We start from the raw sequence: 25170 nt of genomic DNA, 5'->3' as shown, positions 1-25170 counted from the left end.
CTGTCCAGCGCCGCGCCGAACAGCACGTGCGTGCCCACCTCCACCAGCCCCACGCCGCGGATTCGCGGGTAGGCGCTTTCTCCCCCGGAGGGCGACTCCGGCCGCGCGAACGCCGTCCGGTTCGCCTCCGAATCCGGCACCTCCAGCGTAAAGCCGTCCATCGCCACCAGGAGCCGCTCGCGATACCACGCGCCCTCGGTGCCGCGCTCCGCTACCGGCCGCACCACCTGCTTGTACAGTTGCTTCACCGGCTCCACGCCCAGCCGGGTCCTTGCCTGGGAGATCGCGGGTGCTCCGGCGGTCTTCACCGGCTTGGCGCCCGTTACCCGCCCTGTCCGCATCGCGATGTCCTTCAGCCCTTGCTGAAGCACGCGCAGAACCTCCTGCGTGCTCAGCGGCCGGAAGAGCCCCAGCGCGATGATGTAGTAAACAAGGACGTGCGCGGGCAGCGCACGCACCCGTTCACTCGCCCGGCCGGTCTGGTTGAGGATGGCGTGCACCTGGTCCATCGGGAACCGCGTGGTGAGCACGCCGATATTCATCAGGTCAGCCAGCCGGTTCTCTTCCTGCCGAAGCTGCTTCGTACGCGCCATTCCGCTCTCCCGGGCTGAGATCTGTATTTCACGATAACACTCCGGGAGCTCAAAGTGAATGGTATTACGCGAAGGCGGACTTTGCGCCGTTGTTGCCGCGACTTCAGTCGCCCCAGCCTGCCCCGGGACCGAACCCGATCCATCCGGAAACCGCACCCCCCCCGCACCCTCGACGCGCCATGACGAACGAGACCACGACGCTGACCATCGGCATCCCCATCTACCCGGGCATCGACCCGCTGGACGTCGTCGCGCCGTACGAAATCTTCAGCACCATGGCGCAAGAAGTGGCGGACCAGTGCACGGTCAACGTCCTGGTGATGGCCGAAACCGTGAATCCGGTGCCCTGCCGCTTCGGCATGCCGCTGGTGCCCGGAACCACCTTTGACGCCGTAGCCGCGCTGGACGTGCTGTGGGTGCCCGGCGGCAGCGTGCAGGCCCTGCACGAGTTGATGAAGGGCGGCCCCTACCTGGACGCGCTGCGGCGGTGGAGCGAGGGCGCGCGCTTCGTCACCTCCGTCTGCGAAGGCGCCATGCTGCTGGCCGCCGCCGGGCTGCTGGACGGCTACCACGCGACCACCCACTGGGCCTTTCTCCCCTGCTTCGACCGGTTCGGCAAGATCATTCCCGTGGGCGGAACCGACGACCGCTGGCCGCGCTTCGTGGTGGACCCGCCAGAGCCCGCGCCCGGCGCCCTGGGCACCCGCGTCACCGGCGCCGGCATCAGCGCCGGGCTGGACGAGGCGCTGCAGCTGGTGCTGATGCTGTTCGGCAGAGAGGTTGCCGAGCAGGTGCAGATCAGCATCCAGTACTTTCCCGATCCGCCGGTCAACGCCCGCCTGGAGCCCGCGCAGAGCTGTCCCCTGCTTCCCGCCGCGCCGGCCAGCTGAACCGCGAGGCGCTCGGTTCCAAGAGGACGATCGATGACCGGCCCGGGCCCGCCTGCTTGTGCAGCGCGGGCCCGGGCCGCAATGTTGGCTTCCATCCGGACGACTTTCACCCTTCACATCCCGCCACGATGCGCCTGTTCGCGACTGTCATTCTCGCCCTCGGCGTGGTCGCCGCGCCCGCGTACGGCCAGCGCGCCCCCGAGCGGCCGCGTGCGCGCGAGGCCGGCGTGGTGGTCGGCGTGCTGGCACCCGGGCCGCTGAACGCCATCACCGACGTGGCGGGCGTGCGCGTGGGGCAAACGACCATCACCGAAGGCGACAGCGTGCAGACCGGCGTGACCGCCATTCTGCCGCACGGGGGCGACCTGTTCCACGAGCGCGTTCCGGCGGCCATCCATGTCGGCAACGGGTTTGGCAAGCTGCTGGGAAGCACGCAGGTGGATGAACTGGGCGAACTGGAGACGCCCATTCTGCTCACCTGCACGCTCTGTGTCTGGAAAGCCGCGGACGCGATGGTTGGCTGGATGCTGGCGCGCCCGGGGATGGAGGACGTGCGCTCCATCAACCCCGTCGTGGGCGAGACCAATGACGGCGTGCTGAACGCCATCCGCCTGCGCCCCGTGGCGTGGCAGCACGTGACCGCCGCGCTGGAGAGCGCGTCCGCCGGGCCGGTGGCGGAGGGGAACGTGGGCGCGGGCGCGGGAACGGTCGCCTTTGGCTGGAAAGGCGGCATCGGCACCAGTTCGCGCCGGCTGCCCGCGTCGCTGGGCGGCTACACGGTGGGCGTGCTGGTGCAGACCAACTACGGCGGCGTGCTCTCCATCAACGGTGCGCCGGTCGGGCGGGAAATGAGGCAGTTCGCCTTTCAGCGCCAGCTGCAGGCGGCGCCGCCCTCCGGCACCGCGATGAACCCCGTGCGCGAGCGCGCCGACGGCAGCGTGATGATCGTGGTGGCGACGGACGCGCCGCTCAGCGCCGCCAGCCTGGACCGCGTGGCCATGCGCGCCCTGGCGGGAATCGCGCGGACGGGCGGCAGCTTCACCAACGGCTCGGGCGATTATGTGATCGCCTTTTCCACGGCGGATTCCGTGCGGCGGCGCACCGGATCGGCGCCGCGCGCCATCACCGACCTGCCGAACGACGCCATGTCGCCGCTGTTTCAGGCCGCGGCCGAGGCGGCGGAGGAAGCCGTGTACAACTCGCTCTTCCGCGCCACCACCGTCCGCACGCGAGCCGCCACCGTGGAGGCGCTCCCCATCGACCGGACGCTGGAAATCCTGCGCCGCTACAACGCCCTGGGGTGGGACCGGACGCTGCCGCCCGGCGCGCGGCCCTGACCCGCGTACAACGGGCTGCACCGCATGGGTATCCGCCGCGACTCGGAAGGCACGCACAACCGCATCTTTGCCGTAGTGCGGCGCATTCCGTCCGGGCACGTCCTCACCTATGGCGACGTGGCCGCGCTCGCGGGGATGCCGGAGCACGCGCGGCTGGTGGGGTACGCGCTGCACGCGTTGCCGCAGCACAGCGCCGTTCCGTGGCACCGCGTCATCAACCACAAGGGCGGCATCAGCACCGGGCGCGCATGGCCGGGCGGAGAACTGGTTCAGCGCTCGCTGCTGGAAGCAGAGGGGCTGCACTTTGACGCCAACGGCCGCACATCCCTCAAGCGCTATCGCTGGAAGCCCGATGACGGCGCGGCGGACGCGCCGGGCACCCCGGACTGAGGATCGTCCGACCGCGCATCTCATCCACCCCACCCCACCACTTCCCGCCTCCGCCCGATGATCGACCTCTACGAAATCGATGGTTTTCTGGATGACGCGGCGCGCGCGGAAATTGTCGCGGAACTGGACCGCATCGGCGGCGCGCCCGCGACGGTGCTGAGCGCCGATCCCGGCGGCCGCGTGCAGCCGGCCGTGCGTAAGACGACACGCCTGGCCGTTTCTCCCGAGACCCGCGCGCGCGTCCGCGACACGCTCATGCGCCGCGCGGCGGAGATCGGGGCGCACTTCGGCGTGGAGCTCCGCGAGTGCGAAGATCCGCAGTTTCTGCGGTATGAGACGGGCGACTTCTTTGTCCCGCACCAGGATGGCAATACGCCCATGGTGTACGACGATTCGCGGTTCCGGCGCGTGTCCGCGGTCATCTTTCTCAGCCACCGCGCGGAACAGGACGCGCCCGGCACGTACGGCGGCGGATCGCTGGTCTTTCACGGCCCGTCTACCGGTCCGCCGGTGCAGGTGGCGGCGGAGGGCCGTCCCGGCTCGCTGGTCACGTTTCGCGCGGAAACGACGCACGAGGTCACGCCTGTAACCCACGGCGTGCGCTACACGATCGCAACCTGGTTCCGGTAGCCGGATCACCGCCCCGCGCGCGCGGCAGGACAGACCGGCAGCGTCCACGACGGATCCGGTTCGCGCCATCATGCGAACGCATCGTTTGTGGAGCGCGGTCGCCGCGCAGTGCGAAACCGCGATTGGGGCCGGCCACGCGGGGAAACATCCGCGACGGCGCAAAAGGGTGTCTACGGTGTGCCTATCTTCTGCCCCACAGGCATTTTACGTTGCGCATTTCACGCCGTTAATATATGATCTTCAGCCACGCCGCCCCGCAGCCCGCGGACGGCAGACTCCCGCCGGAGATCCCAATCATGAAGAAGCTCTCGCTGGACACGCTCGAGGTCACGTCGTTCGAGACCTCCGCCATCTCGTCGGAACGCGGCACCGTGCAGGGCAACGCCATCGCGCCGCAGCCCGTGTCGCGGCTGCAGTGCAACTCCATCCTGGCGCCCTGCTACCCGACCGACCCCAACTTCGACTGCACGTACGGCTGCTCGCAGAACACGGCGTGTCCGGAGCGCTGCTTCATCATCGACCAGCCGGTCGGCGAGGCCTGATTTCTGGCCGCGCGCCGTTCACGGCGCGGGGCACGGATGACGGAAAAGGGCCGGACTCGCGCGAGTCCGGCCCTTCGCTTGTTCAAGGGCGAAGGTTGATCGGCATTCCGCCATCCCCCGAATCTTTGCGTGGGCCGCGCCGTATGACTGCGCACGGCAGGACTGACGACGAACAAACCCGACTGGAGCAGACGGACCGATGGAGATTTCTCCGCTGATGATCCCGATTTTCGCGCTGTGCATCCCGCTTCTGGGGATGGCGACGCGCCTGGTCGCCGCGATCAAGGCTCCGGCGCAGGTCCGGGGACCGCTGCCGGAAACCGCGGCGCTGGCGGAAGAAGTGGCGCAGCTTCGCATCGAGCTTTCCGAGATGCGCGAAAAAGTCGAGTTCACCGAACGCCTGCTGACCGCCGGCGCGCCCGCGATGCCGCAGAGCGTCGCCTCCCGCCAACCGGTCGGCGTACTGAACGTCTGACCCGCACGGATTGCGCCGCAAAACCGGCGGAGAATCTTCCCGCCGCGCGCTGCTGACCCACTCTGAACCTCCCGTGCGCCTGCTCGTACGGGGAGGTTTCTGCTCATGAAAGGTCGTATCAACCGACCGGGCCAAACAGGTCACCGAGAAAAACGGAATTCCCCACGCAGGGGCAAACACACATTTTACGAAGTTACTTGCGGAATCATTCGCCAACCTGTACTTTGTAGACACTCGATACGGCGGCATTGATTCTCGCTTCACAAGGTGTTGCATGAAGACTTCTCGACGGGTCCGTGGCGGTGCTGCGGCATTGCTGCTCGCCGTGGCCATCGGGGCACCCGCCGGCGCGGCTCTGCTGCACGCGCAGACCAAGTGCTTCTTCAAGGACTGCCTGGTTTTCCCCAACGGAACCCGCGTCTGCGAAGTGCGCGAAGTTGCCTGCCCGGAGGCCACATGATCCCGCGCCATTTCAGCACGGCGGCGCGGACGCACGGCGCGCTCGTCGTGCTGGCGGCGGCCTCGCTGCTGGGCGCATGCGAGCGCCCGGCTCCGGTGGCGGTTTCCCCGGCGCCGGCTGCGGTTGAGGCGTTCGCCGCGCGCACAGGCGTGTCGGTGAAAGCGATCGACGCACTCACGCGCAGCAACCAGCAACTGGCCAGCGGCATCGCCGCGGGGGAACTGGAGCCGGCCAACCTCGAGCGCGTCCTTGCCGCCGAGCCGGACAGGATGGGCGAGCTGCTCCGCACCGCCGACCTTCTGCGGGCGCGGTACCAGGCGGCCCCGAACGCCGCCCTGCCGCAGCTGTGACCGCTTTGGCTCGTGGCAGGCTGGCGATCGCGCTGGTTTCCGCACTCCTGGCCGCGTGCGCCGGCCGGGACGACGCACCCGCCGATGGTCCCGTCGCGCAGTGGACGCTCGCGCCTGAGCCGGCCGTGCGCATCGGCGGCGGGGACGGCGCCGACGCGCTGTACATCGCCACTTCGGCCCTGCGGATGGCGGACGGGCGCATCGCGGTGGCCAGCGCGGGCGCCGGGCAGATCCGCATCTTTGATGGACGGGGCGGACTGGTGGACAGCGTGGGCCGCAAGGGAAGCGGACCCGGAGAGCTCCGGTTTCCCACGTGGATCGGCACGCGCGCGGACAGCCTGCTGGTGTGGGATTCGGGCCGGCTTTCCGTCTTTGGTCCGGGTGGAAAGTTCGTCCGTTCCGCCGCGCCGGAGCTGGGCGGCGCGCTCTTTCCCTCCGTGACCGGCCAGTACGCGGACGGCAGCCTGCTCGTGGCCGTCGAAAACCAGCCATCCACCACCGCGGCGGAAGGACGGCCATGGCGCGGCACGCTGCGCTTCATCCGCGTCGCGCCCGACGGCCGGGTGATGGACACGGTGAAGGTCGCACGGTCGGGAGAGCGCTACTCGTACTCGCGCGGGACGACCGGGCGCGTGGCGGAGGACCTGCCGTTCGGGCGGCGGACCGTCGCGGCCGTGGCGGGAAACAGCCTTCTGTTCGGCACGGGCGAGGAGTACCGGATTCGCGCCGTGCAGGGCGCGGGGGACGAGCGGGAGCTGATCCGCCGCGCGTGGACGCCGCGCAGGGTGTCGCCCGACGACATTCGCGACTACTGGGCGCGGATGGTCACCGTCGGCGGCGGGGAGCGCGACGATCCCCAGACGACGGCCGTCCGCGCTCGCATCCCGTATCCCAAGACCCTGCCGCCGTACGAGCGCATGCTGGTGGATACGGACGGCAACATCTGGGTGCAGGACGCGTCGCTCCCCCACGAGTGGGACGGAACCTCGCGCTGGCGCGTCTTTTCGCCGGAGGGCGCCCTCCTTTCCGAACTCGCCCTTCCGGGACGGCTGACCATCCATCAGATCGGCCCGGACTGGATTCTGAGCACCTCGCTGGACGACGAGCAGCGCGAGATCGTACGGCTGGACCGGTATCAGCGCAGCCCCGCAACGTAGCCTCACACCGTTCATCCAAAGAAAGCCTTTTATCATGATGAAACCGGGATTCCGCACGCTGGTGGCGCTCGGCACCGTGGTGGCGCTCAGCGGTGTCATCTCCGCCGCGGGGCATCTGCAGGCGCAGATCCGCAGGTGCTATGCGGAAACCTGCACCGTCATCGCCGGAAAAACCTACTGCGCCGAGCACGAGGTCCCCTGCCCCACGCAGACGTGATCGCTTCCCTGAGATGAAGTGAGCGGGCTCCGGATCATCTCCGGAGCCCGCTTTCGCCGTTCGTGGGATGATCAGCCCCCGCCTGTTCACAAGAGTCTGGCGCCGCGTTCCCTCCGCGCTACGTTGGATGAGTTTACGCCCGACGTTCCCCGCCGCGCACGAATGCCGATGATCTCGCGATTCATCCACATCCGCCGTATCTCCCTGTCCATGCTGGTGATGGCCGGCGCCGCCGGTAGCGCGGCCGCGGGCCGCGCGTCGGGTGGCGGTCCGCGCGACATACTGGACCGGGCGATCACGCAGGCGGGCGGGGCGCAGGCGCTGGAGCGGGCCCGCGCGCTCACGTGGGACGGCGAAGCGACCATCAACGGCGGCGGCCGCACGGTGCGCATCGCGGGAAACTGGGCCGTGCAGGCGCCCGATACCGCCGTCGTTGCCACGTGGGACGTCACGCGCGGGCCGCAGACGATGCGCGCGCTGGTCGTCGCCGCGCCGCGCGGATGGCTGTGGTCGCCCGCGTCGTTTGCGCCCATGCCCGCCGCCATGCTCGCCAGCGAACGCGACGAATTCTATCTGTACGACGTGATGCGGCTGGTGCCGCTGCGCGACGCGGACGTCACGCTTACCGCCATCCCGCCCGACTCCACCGGGCAGCGCGGATTCCGCGCGGAGCGGCCGGGCCGCCCCGCCATCGACCTGTTCGTGGACGGGGACGGTCGGCTTTCGCACCTGCGGACTACCATCGACAACGCGGAGGGCGGCGAGCCCGTGCGGCAGGATGTGTGGCTGCGCGGAACGCTGGAAGCGGCCGGCATCCGCTGGCCCGCGCGAATCACCATCCTGCAGAACGGCGAGCCCTTCTTCGACCTCACCCTCAGCAACCTGCGGGTGCTGGACCGCATCGACGACGCCCGGCTGCGCGGGCCCTGAGCGGCGATGGGATTCGGGCTCGCTTCTGAATCGCCCCCCAATGTCGTCAATCTGACTGATCGGACACGGCGGCTTTGGTTCGCACGGGCCGCGTGCACGGGCTGGTACGCTCCTTGACCCCTCGCGGCGCCAACGCTCAACGCGAGGGAGTCGGGATGGAGAGAAGGTGGCCGGACGTGCTGTGGATCGTGCGGCACGGGCAGAGCGCGGGAAATGTGGCGAGTGACGCGGCGCACCTGGCCGGACTGTCGGAAATCGCCATCGCCGAGCGCGACGTGGACGTGCCGCTGAGCGCGCTGGGAGAGCAGCAGGCCTCGGCGCTGGGCCGCTGGTTCGCCGCCATGCCGGAGCACGAGCGGCCGACGGTGGTGCTGGCGTCGCCGTACCTGCGCGCGCGGCGGACGGCGGAGCTGATCCGCGAGGCGGGCGGGTTTTCCGCGGACTTGGGCATCGACGCGGATGAACGGCTGCGCGAAAAGGAGTTCGGCATCCTGGACCGGCTTACGCGCGGCGGCGTGGCGGAGCGCTTTCCGGAGCAGGCGGAATTCCGCCGCCTGCTGGGCAAGTTCTACCATCGCCCGCCCGGCGGCGAAAGCTGGTGCGACGTCATCCTCCGCCTGCGCAGCGCGCTGGACACGCTGTCGCTGCACCAGCGCGAGGAGCGCGTCCTCATCGTCTGCCACCAGGTCGTCGTCCTCTGCATGCGCTACCTGCTGGAGTGCATGACGGAGGCGGAAATCCTGGGGATCGACGCGGCGCAGGAGGTGGCCAACTGTTCGGTCACCTCGTACGAGTTCAATCCCCGGCTGGGGCCCAAGGGCAAGATGGAGCTCACCCGGTTCAATTTTGTCGCGCCGCTGGAAGTGGCGGGCGCGCCCGTCACCACCCGCCCGGACGAGGCCGTCGCCGCCCGATGAACAAGCCCATTCAGGTCACCCCCGCGTCGCTCCGCCGCCTCGCGCTTCCCTCGCTGGACGACGAGGCGGACAAGGATGCCCGCGGGCGCGTGCTGCTGGTGGGCGGCTGCGCGGAAAACCCCGGCGGACTGCTGCTGGCGGCCGAAGCGGCCATGCGGGCCGGCGCGGGAAAGCTGCAGTTGGCCACCACGCACGCCGTGTCCGTCGCCGTCGCGATCGCGGTGCCGGAGGCGCGCGTCTTTGGCCATCCCGGCAAGCCGGACAGCATCAGCCCGCGCGCGGCGCAGGAGATTGCCGAGCGCGCCAATCGAGTGAATGCGCTGCTGGTGGGGCCAGGGCTGGTGGATGAGGACGCGGCCGCCCGCCTGGCCCGCGGCATTCTGCGCGAGTTGGAGCACCCCGCCGTGGTGCTGGACGCGGGCGGCCTGGCCGCGCTGCGCGAGGACGCGGACGCGGCCAGGCACCTGGACGGGCGCGTGGTGCTGACGCCGCACGCGGGCGAGATGGCGCAGCTGCTGGACATGGAACGCGACGACGTGGAGGCCGATCCCGAGGCCGCAGCGCGCACCGCGGTGGCGCGCTTCGGCACGGTGGTGGCGCTCAAGGGGCCGCGGACGATCATCGTGGGCCCGGAAGGGACGGCGTACCAGTACGAGGGCGGCGGCGTGGGGCTGGCCACCTCCGGCTCCGGCGACGTGCTGGGCGGGATCGTGGCGGGGCTGCTGGCGCGCGGCGCGGAGCCGGTGACGGCGGCGGTGTGGGGCGTGTACCTGCACGGCGAGGCGGGCAACGCGCTGGCCCGCCGCACCGGCGCGGTCGGCTTTCTGGCGCGCGAACTGCCGGCCGAGGTGCCGGCGATCCTGCACCGGATGTCTGAAGACGACGGAGAGGGCTGAGCCGCGCTTTCCATCGATCATCATCCATCCCGCTTTACAATCCGCCCGCGCCCGGCGATCATGTCGGGCCGTCCGCCCCATCCCCGGGATGGACGGCCCGCATCCGCCCGTCGCGGGCATCCGCTTTCCGCCACGCGCGGGGGCGGACTCCCCGCCGTTCATCATCCACCCATCCCGCCATGAGCGACACGCCCGCACACGCGGCGGAGGAAGCGGACGTCCGCGGCTCCGGCCCCGAGATCCCCCTGCGCTGGCGCACCACGTACGGCGCGCCGCCGCCGCGCCCCATCCGCCTGCAGATTCCTGGGTGGGCCGGGCAGTCCACCGAGCGCGGGGACGGGGCGCCGGCCATGCCGTGGCACTGCCAGCCGTTCGTAGAAGGCGCCACGTACGGGCTGGAACTCGTGTACCCGTACCGCAACGGGTGCACGGTGCGCAGCGAGGAGGGAAAGGTGCGGTTCGAGGGTCCGCTCAAGGACGAGATGGAGGAGGCCGGACTGCCGCATCCGTTCGGCCAGTTCGCGGCGGGGCACTACGGGATGGCGACGGCGCTGGACCTGCTTCCGCCGCCGGGGTACGCCCTGCGCCTGGGCCCGCATCCCCGCTACTTTACCGAGCGCGGCGGAGACGTGCCCCTGGCGCTGCCCGGCCACCTGCAGCGCTTCTGGCCGCCGATGTTCTTTGCGGTCTTCCGCGCTCCGGCGCCCGGCGAGGCGCACGTGTTCCGCCCGGGCGAGCCGTACGCGCAACTGCTGCTGGTGCCCGTGGGCGCCTCGTACTCCGTGGAGCTGATGGAGCCGGAGGAGGCGGAGGACCGCAATACCCAGGCGCGCCAGGTGAACGACCTGACGTACTTTCTGGCCAAGCGGCTGTGGCAGTCGGACACCGGGCACTGGTTCAACGACAAGTACAAGCAGCTGCTGCGCATCTTCCGCCGTGGCGGCCGCGACGCCGTCCGCGCGCACCTCAACATGCTGGACCGGTTCGCCGCGCCGCGCTCCAAGGAGTGAGCTCCACCGTCGGCCGCCGCTCGCGCGGCCGACGGTGGTCGCATCCATCCTCCCCCGCTGATCCGTTTCCCATCCATTGAAGACTCTGCCGCGACTGCTGCGCTGGACGCGCAATGCCCTGCTCTGCCTGATCGCGGCCGCCGCCGTGGGCTGGGCGGCGCTGCGCCTGAGCACGCGGCCATCGCACGCGCGTACGTGGCGCACCGAGCAGAGCGTGCTGCCGCGCGTGGCGGTTTCCGACAGCATCGTGACCGTCCGCAACGTGCGCGACTTCACCTTTCGCTCGCCGACGGACTTTACGCCGGGGTACCGCGACCGCCGCTACGACCTGAACAAGATCGAGCGCGTGTGGTTCGTGCTGTCGCCGTTCAACCCCGACTGGCGCGGGCCGGCGCACAGCTTTCTCTCGTTCAGCTTCTCTGATTCGCAGTACGTGAGCGTGTCGGTGGAGGCGCGGCGCGAGGCGGACGAGGAGTATTCCGTGTGGAAGGGCGCGCTGCGGCAGTACGAACTGATGTACGTGATCGGCGAGGAGCGCGACGTGATCGGGTTGCGCGCGGTGACGTGGAATGATCCGGTATACCTGTTTCCCGTCCGTGCCACGCCGGCGCAGGCGCGCGCCCTGTTCGTGGCCATGATGCGCCGCGCGCAGGCGCTGGAAAGCCGGCCGGACTTCTACAACACGTTCACCAACAACTGCACCACCAACATCCTGGACCCGGTGAACCAGATCGCCTCGCGGCGCATTCCGTTCGGCATCGACATCCTGCTCCCCGGCTACTCCGATGAGCTGGCGTACGAGCATGGGTTGATTGATACGGATCTGCCGCTGGAGCAGGCGCGCGAGCGGTTCCGCATCAACGCGCGCGCGCAGGCCGCGGCCGGAAAGCCGGATTTTTCCGCGCGCATCCGCGTGGCGGGCGGGCGATGAACCCCGGTCCGCACGCCGGCGACGGAACCGCGCCGCCGGTCCCCCGACGGATGAGCCGTGCAGGATTGTGGATGATCCGCCTGGACCGGGCGATCACGCGGATGCACTCGGCGGTGCGGGAGCGGATGGTGGAGCGCTACCCCAGGCTGCGGGACGGGCGTGAGGTGGTAAGGATGCTGACCGATGACGTAAAACGCCTGGGCGCGCGTGATTCGCGCGTGGTCCCCGGCTCGACGCTGCGGGTGCGCCTGCGGATGCGGCTGGACCGCGAGGGCGTTCCGGACAGCATTCAGGTGGTCACGCCCGGCACACCGGGGCCGTTCAGGCGCGCCGCCATCCGCGCGGCCAGACGGCTGCGCTTTCGCCCCGCCAGGCTGCACGGCCGACCGGTTCCGGTCTGGATCGAGCTTCCCCTGACCTTTCGCATTCCGCCGCGCTGACCCGCGCGCGGCGGAATCTTTTCGCATGCGGATTCCCTGATCGATGAAGATTACGCGCATCCTGCTCCCCGCGCTGGCCGCGCTCGCCCTCCCCGCCCTTCTGGCGGCACAGGAGCCCGCCGGAGCCCCGGCCTACGAATCGGTTTCCGCCACGGTGGACAGCGCCGTGGTCGCGGGGGAGCTTGCGCGCCTTGCCGCGGCCCGCGAACCCGCCGCTGAATGGACGTTCGCGATCACCTGGCCGCCTTCGGGGATTGCCTCGCGGGTGCAGATGTACTTCTCCAGGCAGGAGCCGGCTGGGCCACAGGCGGAGGTCGCGCGGATTCTGCTGGCGAACGCGCGCCGCCGCCCGCCCGCCCGAGAGCCGCAAATCGTGGCCATCACGGCGGTTCCCGGCCGCCGGGCCGTGCTGCGCGTGCCGCTGGAAAGCCAGCCCGTGCCCCTGAACAGGCGCGCCATTGAGCGCGGCATCGCGCGTGCCTCCGAGCGGCTGGTGCGTGCGGACAGCGGGCTGCGCGCCACGCGGGCTGTGGTGATGGTCCGCATGCGGCTGGGCGCGGACGGCGTTCCGGGCGGCATCACCGTCGTCCCGCCCGCCGGAAATCCGGAGATCGAGCAGGAGGCGGTGCGCGGCGCGGAACTCCTCCGCTTTCGCCCCGCGATGATCGAGGGGCGGCCGGTCGCCGTCTGGATTCAGCTTCCGCTCACGTTCGAGTTCCGGTAACGCGGCGGGTTCTTCTCCCAACCGATATCCTGATCGATGAAGATTACCCACGCCCTGATTCCCGCGCTGATCGCGCTCGCCTCCCCCGCCCTGCTCGCCGCGCAGCAGACGGCCGCCGCGCCGGAACGCTGGCAGCCCGCGCCGCTTTCCGCTGGCCTGGACAGCGCGCAGGTGGCCGCCCAGCTCGCCGCGCTTCCGGCGACGCGGGAGCCGCGCCACGCCTGGGTGTTCTCGATCGAGTACACGCCGGAAGGCACTGTTTCCGGCGTGCGGATGTTCTTCACCCCGCGGGAGCCGGCGAGTGCGCAGGCGGAAGTCGCCCGGATTCTGCTGGCCGCCGCGCGCCCGCGTGCGGCGGCCCCCGACCCCCAGCCGCTGGTGGTGACGGCGGTTCCGGGTCCCCGGCCGCTGCTGCGCGTTCCCCATGAAACGGCTCCCGTGCCGCGCAACGTCAGTGCGATGGAGTCGGCGCTACGTGAGGGGGCAGAGCGGATTCTGCGGCGCGACAGCGAATTGCAGGGAATGCAGGTGGAGGTGCGGGTACGGATGCGCGTGAACGAGGACGGGATCCCGATCGAGGCGAACGCCGTGTCGCCGGGCGCGGACTACGTGGACCAGGAGGCGGTCCGGGCCGCGCAGGCCCTTCGCTTCCGGCCCTCGCGCGTGGAGGGGCGCCCGGCGGCGGTCTGGGTGGTCATCCCGCTGCTGCTGCAGTTTCCGTAACGCGATCGGCAGCCTGTCCGCTCGCCACCCCATGACGTCGGATTCAGCGGTGGGGCGAGTTCCGCGGCGGGCCCCCACCCGGGCCGGCACCACCGGCCCACCCTCCCCCGAAAAAGGCCGGGGGAGGGTTGGGTGCGGCGGATGTTCCGACGGGCAGGGCGGAGGTCGTCGCGTGAGCGGGTTGTCTTGAGCGGATGAATCCGCCGCTCAAACAGCGGGAACCCCCGACACACCACCCACAGGCGCCGTTCGGGGCTTCAACTGCGTCGGCATCCGCGATCCAAGACGAACGCGCCCTCGCGCCGGCTCTCCGGAATGCCGCGGTGCCCTTGCCCGCCGGCCCGTCATCACCCTCATCCACCGGAGTTGCCCTTGGACGTTCTCGGGTTGATGGAACGCGTGCGCCTGCGCCGGCATTTTGCGCGGGTGATCGGCGAGTTGAAGGCGGATCGCGCGCGGGAGGCGGACGAGCCCCGCCGGGAGACGATCCGCCGTCTGGAAACGTATGCACGGCGCGGCCTCTTTCCCCGGCACGGCGGGCGCGGCGCACCCCGCCCCGTGTTCGTGGACGCGGTGGAAACGCGGTGCGCGGTGGCGTACCTGCTGGAGAGCGCGGGAGAAGAGTCCTCAGTGGCAGCCATCCGCGCGACGGCCAACCATGCCCGGGTGCCGCAACTCGCCCGTGATCCGCGCATGGCGGATTCCGTCCGGCGCCTGGGCCTGAGCGTGGATGAGGCGGCGCGGGTGCAGCCGCAGTATTCCGTGTCGTCGTGGGTGTGTCTGTCGCTCTTTGCCATGCAGTGGGCGGGCGCGGCGGGAGCCATCTACCTCGTCACCCTCGCCGTGAGGCTCGTCCGCGGACGGTGGCGCGGCCCTCTGCAAACGCGCGTCGCGCTGGCCGGGCTGGCGTGCCTCGCGATCGCCGCGGGGTGGAGCGGCTACGCCGCCATCCATCCGCCGCCGCGGGAACCCATGTCGTTCGGGCCCATGTACACCATGGGCAACTGCGGTTCGGCCTTCCATCCCGGCAACGTGGCCCGCTGCGGCTGGAGCGCGGTCACTGGCCAGACGCACCCGGTCACGCCGGACTGGCGGGAGCGCTTTCCCCATTCCGCGCCCGACCGCGCGCCCGCTCCGGCCGCCCGGTAGCCGCCTGCGGACGCGCGTGGCGCCAGACGGCATTCAGGCGCGGGCGAGCTTCTGCAGGTCCAGCTCGCCGGACGGCGTGACGTCGGCGTGGTGAACACGTGCCATGTAGTCGATGGCGCGGGCGTTTTCATCCGGATCGATGGACGCGGTGCAGTCCGCGGGAACGTGCAGGTGCAGGTCGCGCATGTACGCGTCGCTGGCGGTAAAGAGCACGCAGGTGTCGCCGGTGGCGCCGGTCAGAATCAGGTGGCGCGCGCCCAGGTACTGAAGCAGCGTATCCAGCGTCGTGGCAAAAAAGGCGGAATGCTTGGGCTTTAGCACGAAGTAGTCATCCTCATCCGGACGCAGCGCCTCCGCCAGCGGCTTGCCTTTCACGTCGCCGTTGAGCACGTGATCCACCACTTCGCGAAAGTCCGAGCGCCATTTGCCGAAGTTGTCGTTGGCGTACACGACGGGGATCCCGGCCTTGCGGGCGCGGGCCTTGAGCGACGCGATGCGCTCCGCGACCGGAATCAGCTGCGGAACCAGCTCGTCGCCGCCGGGAAATTCCAGGTCGTTGATCATGTCCACGATGATCAGCACCGCCGACGAGGTGTCGGGCGCGTTTCCGTGCAGGTCGTGATTGTTGGCGGGCATCCGGCGTCCGTACGGTTGATGAGAACGTTTGGGCGCGGCAGGCTCTGTGCAAGAACCGGTGTCGCCCCCGCTTCAGCACCCCGCTGCCGGTTCACGACATGACACGACGCGCCATGACCTCTCTCGCCGCCTTTCTGCTGGCCGGATGCAACGCCGCCCCGCGCGGGCTGGCCACGCCGGGCGGACCGCTGGGCCCGTGCCCCGATTCGCCCAACTGCGTGTCGACGGACGCGGCGGATGCGGTGCACGCCATGCCGCCGCTGCCCTTTCGCGACACGCCCGCGGCGGCGCTGGAGCGTGCCCGCGCCGCGCTGCTGCGGGAACCGCGCACGCGCATCGTGGACGAGCGCGCGGACTACCTGCACGCGGAGTCGCGCAGCCGGCTGATGCGGTTTGTGGATGACGTGGAGATCCTGGTGGACAGCACGGCGGGCGTGGTTCGTTTTCGGTCAGCATCGCGCGTTGGCCGCGGCGACATGGGCGTGAACCGCGCGCGCATGGAGCGGTTCACGGCCCGGTTCAACGGCGCGCCGGAGTGAGGGACGCGCGTGGTGGATGAGTCACGAGTGCCGGCGTTCGCGGGAGATGCGGGGCGGATAAGGTGCGAGGCGGAGACGCGGGATCGACAGGGTGCGAGGCGGCGATGCGGTCGGAGACGCGGGATCGACAAGGTGCGGGGGCGGAGATGCGAGGCGGAGACGCCGGGCGGAGATGCGGGATCGATCAGATGCGAGGCGATCATGCGGCCGGAGACGCAGGGCGGAGATACGGGATCGATCAGGTGCGAGGCGAGAGGAAAAGGATGGCGTGCGGCGGGTGATGGACAGGTTGCGTCGCGCGGCCTTCGGGAGCGGATGAATCCGCCGCTCCCGAAGGCGGTAAGCCCCGACACGGCGCCCACAGGCGCCGTTCGGGGCTTCAACTGCATCGTGGGGCGAGTTCGGTGGACGTGGGACGGTTGGACCGGCGGATGGTAGATCCTTCGTCGGCGCCAAGCATCGGCGCGGCAGAGAGTTACATCGGCGCCTCCTCAGGATGACGCCGTAGGCGGCGTGAGTCGGCACGTGGGCCAAGCTGAGCCAGGGCAGAGGTTCGGGCGCGCGGCAGCGGTGCGGGCGCCGCAAGGATCGCCCGGCACAAACGGCCGGCCCCCCGCGCTGGAGCCGCCGCCGCAGTCCGCGACGGCGGACTTTGTGCTTCACCAGCGGGGAATTCATTCCCTCGTGGCGCCGCGGCCGCGCCATCGTCCGGGACCACGCGGGGGCCGCCGGCACAGTCCGCGCAGGCGGACTTCGCGCCGTTGTTGCCGCGACTTCAGTCGCCTTCAGACGAGGCTCCCGTCGCCGCCGGCTTCATCCACGACGAACGCACTTCATCTGGATCGGGTACGCGCGATGACGTTGAACGTGAGTGTATGGGCCGCGAGCCCGGACGGTGGAGAGGTGCACGTGGAGCTCGGCCCCGGCGGCGGGATGATCGGCGATGAGTCGTACCGCACGGAGTTGTGGGGCACGCCGGTGATGAAGGATCTCGGCCTGACGCTGCTGCCGTCGCTGGGGAGCGAGTGGGGGTTCATCGTCCGCGAAGACGGTCTGGATGAACTGCGGCACGAGGCGCGGACGGTGCGCGACGCCGCCGGGCAGATCGAGGCCGCCACCGGCATCCCCGCCGACAAGATCCGCTTCTACGCCGAAAACCTGCTGCACGCCGTGGCCAGCGCCCGTGAAACGCGCGGCTCCGTGCACGTGGCCTGACCCGGCCGGGCGCGTCCGGGCTGCGCCACACGGCGCGATGCATCCGCACAGGCGGCGGGCGACGGCGGGGCAGGCAGAGGAGATGGACGGCGGTGGCGGGGAACGTGCGGTTGCGGTAGGTTGCGAGGGTCAGGTTCTTCCATCGCCCTGACGGTCTGGAAGCGGATGCCTTTCCCCGGGCGGACGCGTCGGGGGTGGGTCAAACCAGTTCGAAGGCGGGACCGATGAAGATCATTGAAGAGTGGCTTACGGAGCGGGTTGAAAATGCGCCGACTTCCTATCACCGCCACCTGCCGGACATGGCCGCGCTGCGCATCCGCATGGCGTGGCAGAAGCTGAAGCGGCAGGCGACCGAGGGGGACGAGGTGTGGGCGTTTCAGAACCCGTCCAACACGTGGAAGAAGCAGGGAAAGCTGACCGGGTACGCGCTGGTGCGCGAGGGCAAGATCCTGCAGAGCGTGACCGTCACCAACGTCTGACGCCGTTCGCGCGCAGTCACGCTGGAGACCGCGAGCAATGAGAAGCGCCCGCCGGGATGATCCCCGGCGGGCGCTTTTGCGTTCGTGAGGGAGTGGATGGAGGGGAACGGCTACTCACCCCATTCCGGATGGTTTGGCGCATGCTGAGGCACCCCTCTCCCCCCAACCCCCTCTCCCGCAAGCGGGAGAGGGGGAGCCGTTCGGCGCGAGCGACGAGTTCGGCCCGCGGCGCGATCTCCGTTGTTGTCGTCCCTGATGCAGTTGGAAGCCCCGAACCGGACGCGCCAGCGGCCGGTGTCGGGGCTTTGCGCTGTTTGAGCGGCGGATTCATCCGCTCAACGAGATCCGCTCACCCGATTCCCGCTCTGCACTCCAGACCATCCGCCCGCCCCAACCCTCCCCCAGTCTTTTTTGGGGGAGGGTGGGCCGGTGGTGCCGGCCCGGGTGGGGGCCGCCGGGAGGCCGGCTCGTCGGGTCGATGTCTGATCGCAAGAATAAACCGGCTCCCGCGCATCTGCGCGGGAGCCGGTCCTGCATTGTCCGCCGCTCCGTCAGTCGCCCGCCGGGCTGGGCGCGGGGTGCGGGTGCGGACCCGGCGTGTGCGGCGGCTTGTGCCCGCCAAACCGCCGGCTCATGAACCCCATCAGCTTTTCCCGCCATTCGTACAGAATCTCGTAGAACGTCGGGATCACCAGCAGCGTCAGCACCGTCGACGCAATCACGCCGCCGATCACCGCGCGGCCCAGCGGCGCGCGGAAGTCCGCGCCCTCGCCCGCGCCGATCGCCACCGGGATCATCGCCGCCACCAGCGCGAACGTCGTCATCAGAATGGGCCGCAGACGCACGCGCCCCGCCTCGATCAGCGACTCGCGCAGCGGCGTGCCCTGCTCGTGGTTCCACTTGGCGAAGTCAATGAGCAGGATGGCGTTCTTGGCCACGATCCCCATCAACAGGATGATGCCGATCATGCTCATCATGTTCAGCGTGTCGCCGGTGATGAGCAGCGCCAGCACCACGCCGATCAGCGACAGCGGCAGCGAAAGCAGAATCGCGATGGGGTCCAGGAACGACCTGAACTGAAGCACCAGCACCAGGTACATCAGCAGCACCGCCGTCCCCAGCGCCGTGAACATGGCGCCGAACACCTCGGCCTGGTCCTCCGCCTCGCCGCCCTGCACCACCTCGTACCCGGCGGGAAAGGCGATTCCGCTCACCGCCTGGTTCACGGCCTGCGTCACCGTACCCAGGTCCGCCCCGGCCAGGTTGCTTTCCACCGTCACCACGCGCTCGCGGTCCACGTGGCTGATGATCGCCGGCCCCAGCCCGTCTTCCACCGTGGCCACCTGGCTGAGCGGAATGAGCGTGGGCCCGGCCGACGCACCCGTCGCCCCGCCCGGAACCCCGCCGCCGCCACCCGCGTTGGCGCCGGCACCCGCGCCCGCCCCCGCCGGCGCGATCACCAGCGGCAGGTTGCGCAGGTCCACCGCGCTCGTCCGCACCTCCGGCGCCAAGCGCACGGTCACGTCGCGCGTTTCGCCTGCGGCGTCCACCCAGTCGCCCGCGTCCACGCCGGCAAAGGCGGGGCGCATGGCCTGGGCAATCTGCCCGACGGTAAGGCCCAGCGTTCCCGCCAGCGCCCGGTCGATGGTCACCACCAGCTCCGGCCGCTGCCCGCGCGTGGACAGCGACACGTCCGCCGTCCCCGGCACCTTCTTCACCCGGTCCGCCACCTGCTCGGCCAGGCGCGTCAGCACCGCGGCGTCCGGCCCGCGCAGCTGCACCTGAAGCGGCTTCTGCCCGCCGCCGAAGCCGCTGCCCAGCGTAGAGAACGTCGCGCCGCCAATCTGCCCCACCTCGCGCCGCAGCACGCCGCTGAACTCGGCCTGGCCGATGTCGCGGTCCGCCTTGGGCACCAGCTTCACGTACACCTGCCCCTCGTCCACCGCGCCGCTGGCGCCGCCGACGGTGGTGTAGGTGTACGCCACCTCCTTGTGCGTGCGGGCCAGCCGCGCCGCCGCCTCGGCCTTGCGGCTGGTGTAGTCCAGGCTGGAGCCCGGCGGCGTTTCCACCGCCAGCTGCAGCTCGCTGCGGTCCTGCGGCGGGGCGAACCCGCTGCCGCCGAACATCACCTGAAGCGCCAGCGCCGCGACGAAGGTGCCGCCGGCCAGGAACACCATCATCCACCGGTGGTCCAGCGCCCAGGCGATCACGCCCTTGTAGCGGTCCGCCTGCCGGTCGAACCAGTGGTTGAAGCGGCTCACCGTGCGCGTCAGCCATCCCTGCTGCTCAAACGGCTTGTGCGGGTCCGGCCAGTACGCCGACAGCATGGGGTCCAGCGAGAACGACACGAACAGCGACACCAGCACCGCCGCCGCGATGGTCAGCGCGAACGGCTTGAAGAACTGCCCCGCCAGCCCCGGCATCATCCCGATGGGGACGAACACGACCACGATGGCAAAGGTCGTGGCGGTCACGGCCAGGCCGATCTCGCTCGTCCCTTCCTCGCTGGCCTGCATGTGGTCCTTCCCCATCTCCACGTGCCGCACGATGTTCTCGCGCACCACGATGGCGTCGTCGATGATCAAGCCGATCGCCAGCGACAGCCCCATCAGGCTCATGCTGTTGAGCGTGAACCCGAACAGGTAGATGGGGATGAACGCCGCCAGCATGCTCACCGGCAGCGCCAGGCCGGTGATGACCGTCGAGCGCCAGGAGTTCAGGAAGAGGAAGACGACGAGGATGGTGAGGACGAGCCCCTCCACCAGCGTGTGCTCCACGTTGCTCACGGACTGCTCCACGCGCACGCCGGAGTTGCGGACGACGTTCAGCTCCGTCCCCCGCGGCAGCGTCTTGCGGATGCGCTCCACCTCCTTGAGCACGCCCCCCGCCACTTCCGTGGTGCTGAACCCCGTCGATTTGACGACGTCGATGCCCACCGCCTCGCGCCCGTTGTACTGCGCGCGCGACCGCTGCTCCTCGCTCCCCTCCGCCACCGTGGCCACGTCGCCCAGGCGGATGACCGTCCCCCCGCGCTCCGTCACCACCAGCTGCTCGAAGGCCTTGGCGTCCTCCAGCCGGCCGACGAGGCGGATGCTGCGCTCTTCCGACTCGCCGCTCACCCGGCCCACGGGCGCGGCCAGGTTCTGCGCCTGGAGCGCCTGCACGACTTCCGTGGCGCTCACGCCGGAGGCTTGCAGGGCGTCCGGCCGCAGCAGCACCGTCATTTCCGGCTGCACGCCGCCGACGACTTCCACGCTGGCCACGCCGTTGATGCCGCTCAGCTGGCCGTTGATTCCCGGATCGGCCAGCTGCGTCAGCTGCGCCACCGACAGCGTGGTGGACGACAGCGTCAGCGAAACGATGGGCTGAAGATTCGGATCGAAGCGGGAGATGATGGGATCTTCCATCTCCAGCGGCAGCTCGCCGCGAATCGTCGAGATCGCGTCGCGCACCTCCTGCGAGGCCACCTGCACGTCCTTGCCGAAGAGGAAGCTGACGGTGATCTGCGCATAGCTGTCCGTGGACGACGAGGTGATCTCGTCCACGCCGCTGATGCTGGCCACCGCGTCCTCGATGGGGTCCACCACTTCCCGCTCCACCCCCTGCGGCGACGCGCCGGGATACGGCACGGCCACGGAAATGATGGGCGGGTTGATCTCGGGAAACTCGTCCGTCTGCAGGCCCATCAGCGCCACGATGCCGAACACCACCAGCGACAACATGATGACGATGGTGACGATGGGCTGCCGGATGGAGAAATCGGATATGAACATCGCCGTCTACTTTCGTGCGGGGGCGGCGACGGCCGTCCCCACGCGCACCTTGGTGCCCGGCGCCGTCTCGCGTGCGGGTCCCACGAGCACCTGGTCGCCGGCCGCCAGCCCGGAGACGATCTCCACGCGGCGCGTTTCCTCATCCTGAATGCCCACCTGCACGGGCACCTGCTCCACCACGCCGCCGCGCAGCCGCATGACGTGGCTCTTTCCCTCTTCCGTGGCCACCGCGTCGGCGGGAACCAGAATCCCCTGCCGCGCCTCCGCCGTCACCCGCCCCTCGGCGAACAGCCCGGCGACGAGCGCGTTGCCCGGGTTGGGCAGGGAGACGTGGATGGTCACCTGCCGCGTCGCCGGGTCGGCGGTGGGGTTGATGCGCTCCACCTTGCCCGTGAAGGTGCGCCCCGGATAGCCGCGCACCTGAAAGACGACCTGCGCGCCGACGCGGATGCTGTACAGCTGCTCCGACGGCACCGACGCCTCCAGCCGCATGGTGGACGGATCGACCACGCGGTACAGCTCCGTTCCCACCTGCACCACGTCGCCGTCGCTCACCGAGCGCGAGCTTACGATGCCCGTGATAGGCGACTCCACCGTCGCGTCGCCCACGGTCGCGCGGACGTCCGCCTGCTGCGAGCGGGCGTTGGCGAGCTGCGCCTGCGCGGAGGCCAGGGATGTCCGCGCGCTCTCCAGATCGCGCCGGGGGCTGGCCCCGGCGGATACCAGCGTCTCGTAGCGGTCCACGTCGCGCCGCGCGTTGTTGGCGGCGATCTCCGCCGAGCGCACGGCGGACTCCGCGGACCGGGTCTGCTCCGAAAGGCGCGGGTCGGCGATGCGCGCCAGCAGCGTTCCCGCGCGGACGCGTTCGCCTTCCTCCGCCGCCGCGCTGGCGATGGTGCCCGCCAGTTCGGCGCGGAGCACGGCTTCCGTGGCGGCCTGCAGCGATCCGGAGACCGCGGGCCCGGCGCTGATCTGCCCCATCTCGGCCGTGGCAACGTCCGCCTGCTCCAGCACCGCGCCCTGCGCAGCGGGGTCCGGCGCGGTCTTTTCCTTGCCGCCGCACGCCGCCGCCGTCACCAGCGCCGCGGCCACAATCCAGCCCCGCGGCCCCGCACCTGCCCGATCCCCGCTCATCGCCCGCCCCCCGCTCCAGGATTGATCCCCGCCTGACCCGCGCCGCCGGCCGCTCCGGCGCTCGCACCCGCCCCGCCGAACGACGCGCCCGACGCTCCCGCTCCCGTCCCGAACCCCGAGGACGTTCCCGCCGCGCCCGCGGCCCCCGTCGTGGTCCCGGTGGCGCGCGGCGCCGCCGTCCCCGCCCCGGAGCCCAGCGGAAGGTCGCGCACCAGCCGGTACTGCACCTCGGCCACCAGCAGGTTGCGTGTGGCCTGCGCGCGGTCCGCCTGCGACTGGCTCAGCGCCAGCCGCGCGTCGTTCACCTCGATCAGCGTCGCGATCCCCTGCTGGTAGCGGATCTGCGCGATCTCGTAGGCCCGCTGCGCTTCTTCCACCGAGCCCTCGCTGGAGGCCAGGGTGGCGCGCGCCGTTTCCACCGCTTCCTGCCGGCTGCGCGCGTCCAGCACCGCGCCCTCGCGCGTCTGCGCCAGCCGCGCCCGCGCCTGCTCCAGGCTGCCCTGCGCCTGCACCACGCCGCCGCGGATGCGCCCGCCGTCAAAGATCGGCAGCGCCACCTGCAGCCCCACCGTGAGGTTGTCCGCGAAGTCGCTGCGCGTGGGGATCAGGCCCTGCGGATAGCCGGTGAGGCCGTAGTTGCTGACGACGCTCACGTTTGGGCGCGCCTGCGAGCGGGCGATGGCCACCTGCCCTTCCTGGATGCGCATGGCCTGCTCCGCCTGCCGCACCGGCACGCGCGCCGACGCCGTCGTGTCCGCCGCGCCGGGCTCGATGTACTCCGTCACCCCCGTCGCGGCGATTTCGTCGTTGAGCGGGGTGGTGAGGACGACCGTCTCGTCCAGCGGCAGATCCAGCAGCTGCTTCAATCGAAAGAAGGCGATGTCGCGGTTGCTGCGCGCCTGCACCACGCCGTTGCGCTGGTTGTTGCGGGCCACGCGGGCGCGCAGCACGTCGTACTCCGCCTTGTCGCCCACCTGAAATCCCAGCTCGCTCAGCCGCAGCGTCTGCTCCGCCTGGGCGAGGGACGATTCGGCGATCTGCAGCAGCCGCGCGCTCAGCAGGGCGTCGTAGTAGCTCTGCGCCACGTCGACGACGACCTGCGCGCTCTGCGCCGTCACTTCCAGCTCCGCCGTGGCGAGCGACGCGTCCGCGATGCGGTTCTGCGCGCCGATGCGCCCGCCGGTGTAGATGGGCTGGTTGAGGGAAAAGCCCACCTGGTACGCGTTGGTGCTGCCGAACCCGGCGCGGCTGATGTCGAATCCGCCCAGCCCGCCCAGCCCCGCCGCCGGGCAGAGCAGCGCCTGCTCCAGCCGCGCGATGCGCGTTTCCAGCGGGAGCGTGCTGTCGGGCATGAAGGGGGTGGCGCACTCCGGCGGCGGCGCCGCGGTGGTGTCGCTCCCCGCCCCGCCGCCCGCCGCGCTCTGGAACTGGCTGATGAGCGTGCGCGTGTAGCTGAAGTTGCTGTTGATCTGCGGCAGCCGCTGCGCCCGCGCGGTAATGCGCTGGCCGCGCGCGCCCGTGATGCCGCCGCGCGCGACGGCCACGGCCTCGCTGCTGGCGGCGGCGCGGGCCAGCGCGTCGCGAAGGGAAAGGGGTCGCGGCTCGCCGGTCTGCGCGGCGAGCGGAACGGAAAGCGTGCATACGGCCCCCAGCACCAGCGGCAGGGCGCGCCGTTTCCAGAACGTGTACGGCATCAATCGGCTTCCTTGCGGATGTCTCGGCACCCGGAACAGGCCCGCGCTTGTCACTCCGCTCCACCCGCCGGCACCGGTGGATCAACGGCCGGAGCGCGCCTTCCACCCGGGACCGCGGGGCGGAACGGCGCGCCGCGATGGAGCGGGACGCGGAAAAGATCAGGCCTTGAACAGACCCGATACTTTCATCCTTGGAAGTATTGTGCCGGAGCTACGCCACCGCGGCTCAGCACCCCATCTGTGGCGGTCCGTCAGGGGCAAAGTGGCGGATCACGCCGCCGAGTGCCTCTTCCAGCCGGTCCACCAGTTCCGGCGGCACCTGCCGGAATGCGCTTTCCATCGCCTGAAAGTACGCCCGGTCAATGCTTTCCAGCAGTTCGGCGCCCTGCATCGAGAGCGCCAGGTGCTTGCGGCGCCGGTCGTCGGGGTCTTCTTCGCGATGAACGAGCCCTTCGCGTACCAGCCGCTCCACCATCTGGCTGGTTGCGGCAAGGCTCAGCCCGATCTCCTGCGCCATGTCGCCGATGGACCATGCGCCGCGCTCCCGAAGCGCCAGCAGCGTGCTGACCTGCGCGAGCGAAAACTCCCGCGCGTGCAGCGCCTGAATGGCGTAGCGCATGGGCGTACGCGTGACCACGCATTGAAATTCCTTGAGCCGGTCGGCGAGGGCGGCGGTGCGGCCGCGGTGCGCGGAATCGGATTCGTTGTCCAGAGTGTGCGGCATGAGCTCACGAACAGGGGGTGACGGCGTGCCTGGACCGGCGAGACGAAGCCGGAGCCTTTTCCGTCACGGCTGACCGCCGCCCCTGCAATCCGGGGACCGGCGCGGGTCGGGGCGGAGATCCGGGCGCGGCGGATTGCACTCCGTCCCCTCTCCGATGCAGTATTGGGGACGCGCATGGTCCCGCGAAACACATCCGCCCATCCACTCCCGCCATC

At 70.4% G+C, this 25170-nt stretch carries 28 protein-coding genes; 22 read left to right on the top strand and 6 right to left on the bottom strand.

Going from position 1 to position 25170, the window contains the following annotated elements:
- On the bottom strand, positions 1 to 593 hold a 593-nt coding region (locus tag HNQ61_RS24025; protein ID WP_184430779.1), incomplete at its 3' end, for a transposase domain-containing protein.
- A gap of 179 nt (positions 594 to 772) precedes the next feature.
- Between HNQ61_RS24025 and HNQ61_RS24020 the strand changes: the two genes are divergently transcribed.
- From HNQ61_RS24020 to HNQ61_RS23930, 19 genes are all read left to right on the top strand, one after another.
- Positions 773 to 1483, top strand: a complete 711-nt coding sequence (locus HNQ61_RS24020) for a DJ-1/PfpI family protein (protein WP_170038574.1) — start codon at positions 773 to 775, stop codon at positions 1481 to 1483.
- A gap of 128 nt (positions 1484 to 1611) precedes the next feature.
- Positions 1612 to 2820 carry a P1 family peptidase gene (locus tag HNQ61_RS24015; protein ID WP_170038576.1) on the top strand — a complete coding sequence of 403 codons (1209 nt, stop codon included), beginning with the start codon at positions 1612 to 1614 and terminating at the stop codon, positions 2818 to 2820.
- A gap of 24 nt (positions 2821 to 2844) precedes the next feature.
- Positions 2845 to 3210 carry an MGMT family protein gene (locus HNQ61_RS24010; protein ID WP_170038578.1) on the top strand — a complete coding sequence of 122 codons (366 nt, stop codon included), beginning with the start codon at positions 2845 to 2847 and terminating at the stop codon, positions 3208 to 3210.
- A 57-nt stretch (positions 3211 to 3267) separates the two neighbouring features.
- A complete protein-coding gene (locus tag HNQ61_RS24005) occupies positions 3268 to 3840 on the top strand; it encodes a 2OG-Fe(II) oxygenase (protein WP_170038580.1) in 573 nt (190 codons plus the stop codon).
- Positions 3841 to 4136: 296 nt separating this feature from the next.
- Entirely contained in the window at positions 4137 to 4382 is a 246-nt protein-coding gene (locus HNQ61_RS24000) for a pinensin family lanthipeptide (RefSeq protein WP_170038582.1), read from the top strand.
- A 199-nt stretch (positions 4383 to 4581) separates the two neighbouring features.
- Positions 4582 to 4857, top strand: a complete 276-nt coding sequence (locus tag HNQ61_RS23995) for a hypothetical protein (RefSeq protein ID WP_170038584.1) — start codon at positions 4582 to 4584, stop codon at positions 4855 to 4857.
- A 274-nt stretch (positions 4858 to 5131) separates the two neighbouring features.
- A complete protein-coding gene (locus tag HNQ61_RS23990; protein ID WP_170038586.1) occupies positions 5132 to 5317 on the top strand; it encodes a hypothetical protein in 186 nt (61 codons plus the stop codon).
- Positions 5314 to 5667 (top strand): hypothetical protein, encoded by a 354-nt coding sequence (locus tag HNQ61_RS23985; protein WP_170038588.1) that lies wholly within the window; start codon positions 5314 to 5316, stop codon positions 5665 to 5667. Before HNQ61_RS23990 ends, HNQ61_RS23985 begins: the two co-directional genes overlap by 4 nt.
- Positions 5668 to 5672: 5 nt before the next feature.
- Positions 5673 to 6824 (top strand): NHL repeat-containing protein, encoded by a 1152-nt coding sequence (locus HNQ61_RS23980; RefSeq protein WP_170038590.1) that lies wholly within the window; start codon positions 5673 to 5675, stop codon positions 6822 to 6824.
- Positions 6825 to 6858: 34 nt separating this feature from the next.
- Positions 6859 to 7041 carry a hypothetical protein gene (locus HNQ61_RS23975; RefSeq protein ID WP_170038592.1) on the top strand — a complete coding sequence of 61 codons (183 nt, stop codon included), beginning with the start codon at positions 6859 to 6861 and terminating at the stop codon, positions 7039 to 7041.
- A gap of 168 nt (positions 7042 to 7209) precedes the next feature.
- The gene (locus HNQ61_RS23970) at positions 7210 to 7971 is read left to right on the top strand and encodes a hypothetical protein (RefSeq protein WP_170038594.1); all 762 of its coding nucleotides are present in this window, start codon (positions 7210 to 7212) and stop codon (positions 7969 to 7971) included.
- Between the two features lie 155 nt (positions 7972 to 8126).
- Positions 8127 to 8888 (top strand): histidine phosphatase family protein, encoded by a 762-nt coding sequence (locus HNQ61_RS23965; protein WP_170038596.1) that lies wholly within the window; start codon positions 8127 to 8129, stop codon positions 8886 to 8888.
- Complete coding sequence (locus tag HNQ61_RS23960; protein ID WP_170038598.1) at positions 8885 to 9784, top strand: NAD(P)H-hydrate dehydratase; 900 nt, start codon at positions 8885 to 8887, stop codon at positions 9782 to 9784. The genes HNQ61_RS23965 and HNQ61_RS23960 overlap by 4 nt, the downstream gene beginning before the upstream one ends.
- 179 nt (positions 9785 to 9963) lie before the next feature.
- Complete coding sequence (locus HNQ61_RS23955) at positions 9964 to 10794, top strand: hypothetical protein (protein ID WP_170038600.1); 831 nt, start codon at positions 9964 to 9966, stop codon at positions 10792 to 10794.
- Between the two features lie 76 nt (positions 10795 to 10870).
- The gene (locus HNQ61_RS23950) at positions 10871 to 11725 is read left to right on the top strand and encodes a lipoprotein N-acyltransferase Lnb domain-containing protein (RefSeq protein ID WP_170038602.1); all 855 of its coding nucleotides are present in this window, start codon (positions 10871 to 10873) and stop codon (positions 11723 to 11725) included.
- Positions 11726 to 11796: 71 nt separating this feature from the next.
- Positions 11797 to 12165, top strand: coding sequence for a TonB family protein (locus HNQ61_RS23945; protein ID WP_170038604.1), 369 nt, complete (start codon positions 11797 to 11799; stop codon positions 12163 to 12165).
- 43 nt (positions 12166 to 12208) lie between these two features.
- A complete protein-coding gene (locus HNQ61_RS23940; RefSeq protein WP_170038606.1) occupies positions 12209 to 12889 on the top strand; it encodes a TonB family protein in 681 nt (226 codons plus the stop codon).
- Positions 12890 to 12925: 36 nt separating this feature from the next.
- The gene (locus tag HNQ61_RS23935) at positions 12926 to 13612 is read left to right on the top strand and encodes an energy transducer TonB family protein (RefSeq protein WP_170038608.1); all 687 of its coding nucleotides are present in this window, start codon (positions 12926 to 12928) and stop codon (positions 13610 to 13612) included.
- A 372-nt stretch (positions 13613 to 13984) separates the two neighbouring features.
- On the top strand, positions 13985 to 14761 hold the full coding sequence (locus HNQ61_RS23930; RefSeq protein WP_170038610.1) for a hypothetical protein: 777 nt from the start codon (positions 13985 to 13987) through the stop codon (positions 14759 to 14761).
- A 33-nt stretch (positions 14762 to 14794) separates the two neighbouring features.
- Here the strand turns inward: HNQ61_RS23930 and HNQ61_RS23925 are convergent, their stop codons facing one another.
- On the bottom strand, positions 14795 to 15397 hold the full coding sequence (locus HNQ61_RS23925; RefSeq protein WP_170038612.1) for a cysteine hydrolase family protein: 603 nt from the start codon (positions 15395 to 15397) through the stop codon (positions 14795 to 14797).
- A 113-nt stretch (positions 15398 to 15510) separates the two neighbouring features.
- On the opposite strand from HNQ61_RS23925, the gene HNQ61_RS23920 reads away from it, so the two are divergent.
- The 3 genes from HNQ61_RS23920 (at position 15511) to HNQ61_RS23910 (ending at position 17630) form a co-directional block, all read left to right on the top strand.
- On the top strand, positions 15511 to 15936 hold the full coding sequence (locus HNQ61_RS23920; RefSeq protein ID WP_170038614.1) for a DUF1499 domain-containing protein: 426 nt from the start codon (positions 15511 to 15513) through the stop codon (positions 15934 to 15936).
- Positions 15937 to 16791: 855 nt separating this feature from the next.
- Entirely contained in the window at positions 16792 to 17151 is a 360-nt protein-coding gene (locus HNQ61_RS23915) for a hypothetical protein (protein ID WP_170038616.1), read from the top strand.
- Positions 17152 to 17375: 224 nt separating this feature from the next.
- Entirely contained in the window at positions 17376 to 17630 is a 255-nt protein-coding gene (locus tag HNQ61_RS23910; RefSeq protein ID WP_170038618.1) for a hypothetical protein, read from the top strand.
- Between the two features lie 551 nt (positions 17631 to 18181).
- Here the strand turns inward: HNQ61_RS23910 and HNQ61_RS23905 are convergent.
- From HNQ61_RS23905 to HNQ61_RS23890, 4 genes are all read right to left on the bottom strand, one after another.
- On the bottom strand, positions 18182 to 21403 hold the full coding sequence (locus HNQ61_RS23905; protein ID WP_170038620.1) for an efflux RND transporter permease subunit: 3222 nt from the start codon (positions 21401 to 21403) through the stop codon (positions 18182 to 18184).
- A gap of 6 nt (positions 21404 to 21409) precedes the next feature.
- Positions 21410 to 22537, bottom strand: a complete 1128-nt coding sequence (locus HNQ61_RS23900) for an efflux RND transporter periplasmic adaptor subunit (RefSeq protein WP_170038622.1) — start codon at positions 22535 to 22537, stop codon at positions 21410 to 21412.
- Complete coding sequence (locus HNQ61_RS23895; RefSeq protein WP_170038624.1) at positions 22534 to 24231, bottom strand: TolC family protein; 1698 nt, start codon at positions 24229 to 24231, stop codon at positions 22534 to 22536. Before HNQ61_RS23895 ends, HNQ61_RS23900 begins: the two co-directional genes overlap by 4 nt.
- A 226-nt stretch (positions 24232 to 24457) precedes the next feature.
- On the bottom strand, positions 24458 to 24955 hold the full coding sequence (locus HNQ61_RS23890) for a MarR family winged helix-turn-helix transcriptional regulator (protein ID WP_170038626.1): 498 nt from the start codon (positions 24953 to 24955) through the stop codon (positions 24458 to 24460).
- Positions 24956 to 25170: the final 215 nt, after the last annotated feature.

It is taken from the genome of Longimicrobium terrae (assembly GCF_014202995.1).
Taxonomy (GTDB): Bacteria; Gemmatimonadota; Gemmatimonadetes; order Longimicrobiales; family Longimicrobiaceae; genus Longimicrobium; species Longimicrobium terrae.
Note: the sequence above shows the minus strand (reverse complement) of the source record. Positions and strands in the feature narration are given on the sequence as shown.

What these genes read in the sequence shown, in the direction of transcription:
- HNQ61_RS24010 (WP_170038578.1), top strand. Translation starts at nt 2,845, where the DNA reads ATGGGTATCCGCCGCGACTCGGAAGGCACGCACAACCGCATCTTTGCC.
- HNQ61_RS23915 (WP_170038616.1), top strand. Translation starts at nt 16,792, where the DNA reads ATGACGTTGAACGTGAGTGTATGGGCCGCGAGCCCGGACGGTGGAGAG.
- HNQ61_RS23945 (WP_170038604.1), top strand. Translation starts at nt 11,797, where the DNA reads ATGATCCGCCTGGACCGGGCGATCACGCGGATGCACTCGGCGGTGCGG.
- HNQ61_RS24015 (WP_170038576.1), top strand. Translation starts at nt 1,612, where the DNA reads ATGCGCCTGTTCGCGACTGTCATTCTCGCCCTCGGCGTGGTCGCCGCG.
- HNQ61_RS23970 (WP_170038594.1), top strand. Translation starts at nt 7,210, where the DNA reads ATGATCTCGCGATTCATCCACATCCGCCGTATCTCCCTGTCCATGCTG.
- HNQ61_RS23940 (WP_170038606.1), top strand. Translation starts at nt 12,209, where the DNA reads ATGAAGATTACGCGCATCCTGCTCCCCGCGCTGGCCGCGCTCGCCCTC.
- HNQ61_RS23990 (WP_170038586.1), top strand. Translation starts at nt 5,132, where the DNA reads ATGAAGACTTCTCGACGGGTCCGTGGCGGTGCTGCGGCATTGCTGCTC.
- HNQ61_RS24005 (WP_170038580.1), top strand. Translation starts at nt 3,268, where the DNA reads ATGATCGACCTCTACGAAATCGATGGTTTTCTGGATGACGCGGCGCGC.
- HNQ61_RS23905 (WP_170038620.1), bottom strand. Translation starts at nt 21,403, where the DNA reads ATGTTCATATCCGATTTCTCCATCCGGCAGCCCATCGTCACCATCGTC.
- HNQ61_RS23965 (WP_170038596.1), top strand. Translation starts at nt 8,127, where the DNA reads ATGGAGAGAAGGTGGCCGGACGTGCTGTGGATCGTGCGGCACGGGCAG.
- HNQ61_RS23920 (WP_170038614.1), top strand. Translation starts at nt 15,511, where the DNA reads ATGACCTCTCTCGCCGCCTTTCTGCTGGCCGGATGCAACGCCGCCCCG.
- HNQ61_RS24020 (WP_170038574.1), top strand. Translation starts at nt 773, where the DNA reads ATGACGAACGAGACCACGACGCTGACCATCGGCATCCCCATCTACCCG.
- HNQ61_RS24000 (WP_170038582.1), top strand. Translation starts at nt 4,137, where the DNA reads ATGAAGAAGCTCTCGCTGGACACGCTCGAGGTCACGTCGTTCGAGACC.
- HNQ61_RS23935 (WP_170038608.1), top strand. Translation starts at nt 12,926, where the DNA reads ATGAAGATTACCCACGCCCTGATTCCCGCGCTGATCGCGCTCGCCTCC.
- HNQ61_RS23995 (WP_170038584.1), top strand. Translation starts at nt 4,582, where the DNA reads ATGGAGATTTCTCCGCTGATGATCCCGATTTTCGCGCTGTGCATCCCG.
- HNQ61_RS23895 (WP_170038624.1), bottom strand. Translation starts at nt 24,231, where the DNA reads ATGCCGTACACGTTCTGGAAACGGCGCGCCCTGCCGCTGGTGCTGGGG.
- HNQ61_RS23985 (WP_170038588.1), top strand. Translation starts at nt 5,314, where the DNA reads ATGATCCCGCGCCATTTCAGCACGGCGGCGCGGACGCACGGCGCGCTC.
- HNQ61_RS23960 (WP_170038598.1), top strand. Translation starts at nt 8,885, where the DNA reads ATGAACAAGCCCATTCAGGTCACCCCCGCGTCGCTCCGCCGCCTCGCG.
- HNQ61_RS23925 (WP_170038612.1), bottom strand. Translation starts at nt 15,397, where the DNA reads ATGCCCGCCAACAATCACGACCTGCACGGAAACGCGCCCGACACCTCG.
- HNQ61_RS23900 (WP_170038622.1), bottom strand. Translation starts at nt 22,537, where the DNA reads ATGAGCGGGGATCGGGCAGGTGCGGGGCCGCGGGGCTGGATTGTGGCC.
- HNQ61_RS23910 (WP_170038618.1), top strand. Translation starts at nt 17,376, where the DNA reads ATGAAGATCATTGAAGAGTGGCTTACGGAGCGGGTTGAAAATGCGCCG.
- HNQ61_RS23955 (WP_170038600.1), top strand. Translation starts at nt 9,964, where the DNA reads ATGAGCGACACGCCCGCACACGCGGCGGAGGAAGCGGACGTCCGCGGC.
- HNQ61_RS23975 (WP_170038592.1), top strand. Translation starts at nt 6,859, where the DNA reads ATGATGAAACCGGGATTCCGCACGCTGGTGGCGCTCGGCACCGTGGTG.
- HNQ61_RS23890 (WP_170038626.1), bottom strand. Translation starts at nt 24,955, where the DNA reads ATGCCGCACACTCTGGACAACGAATCCGATTCCGCGCACCGCGGCCGC.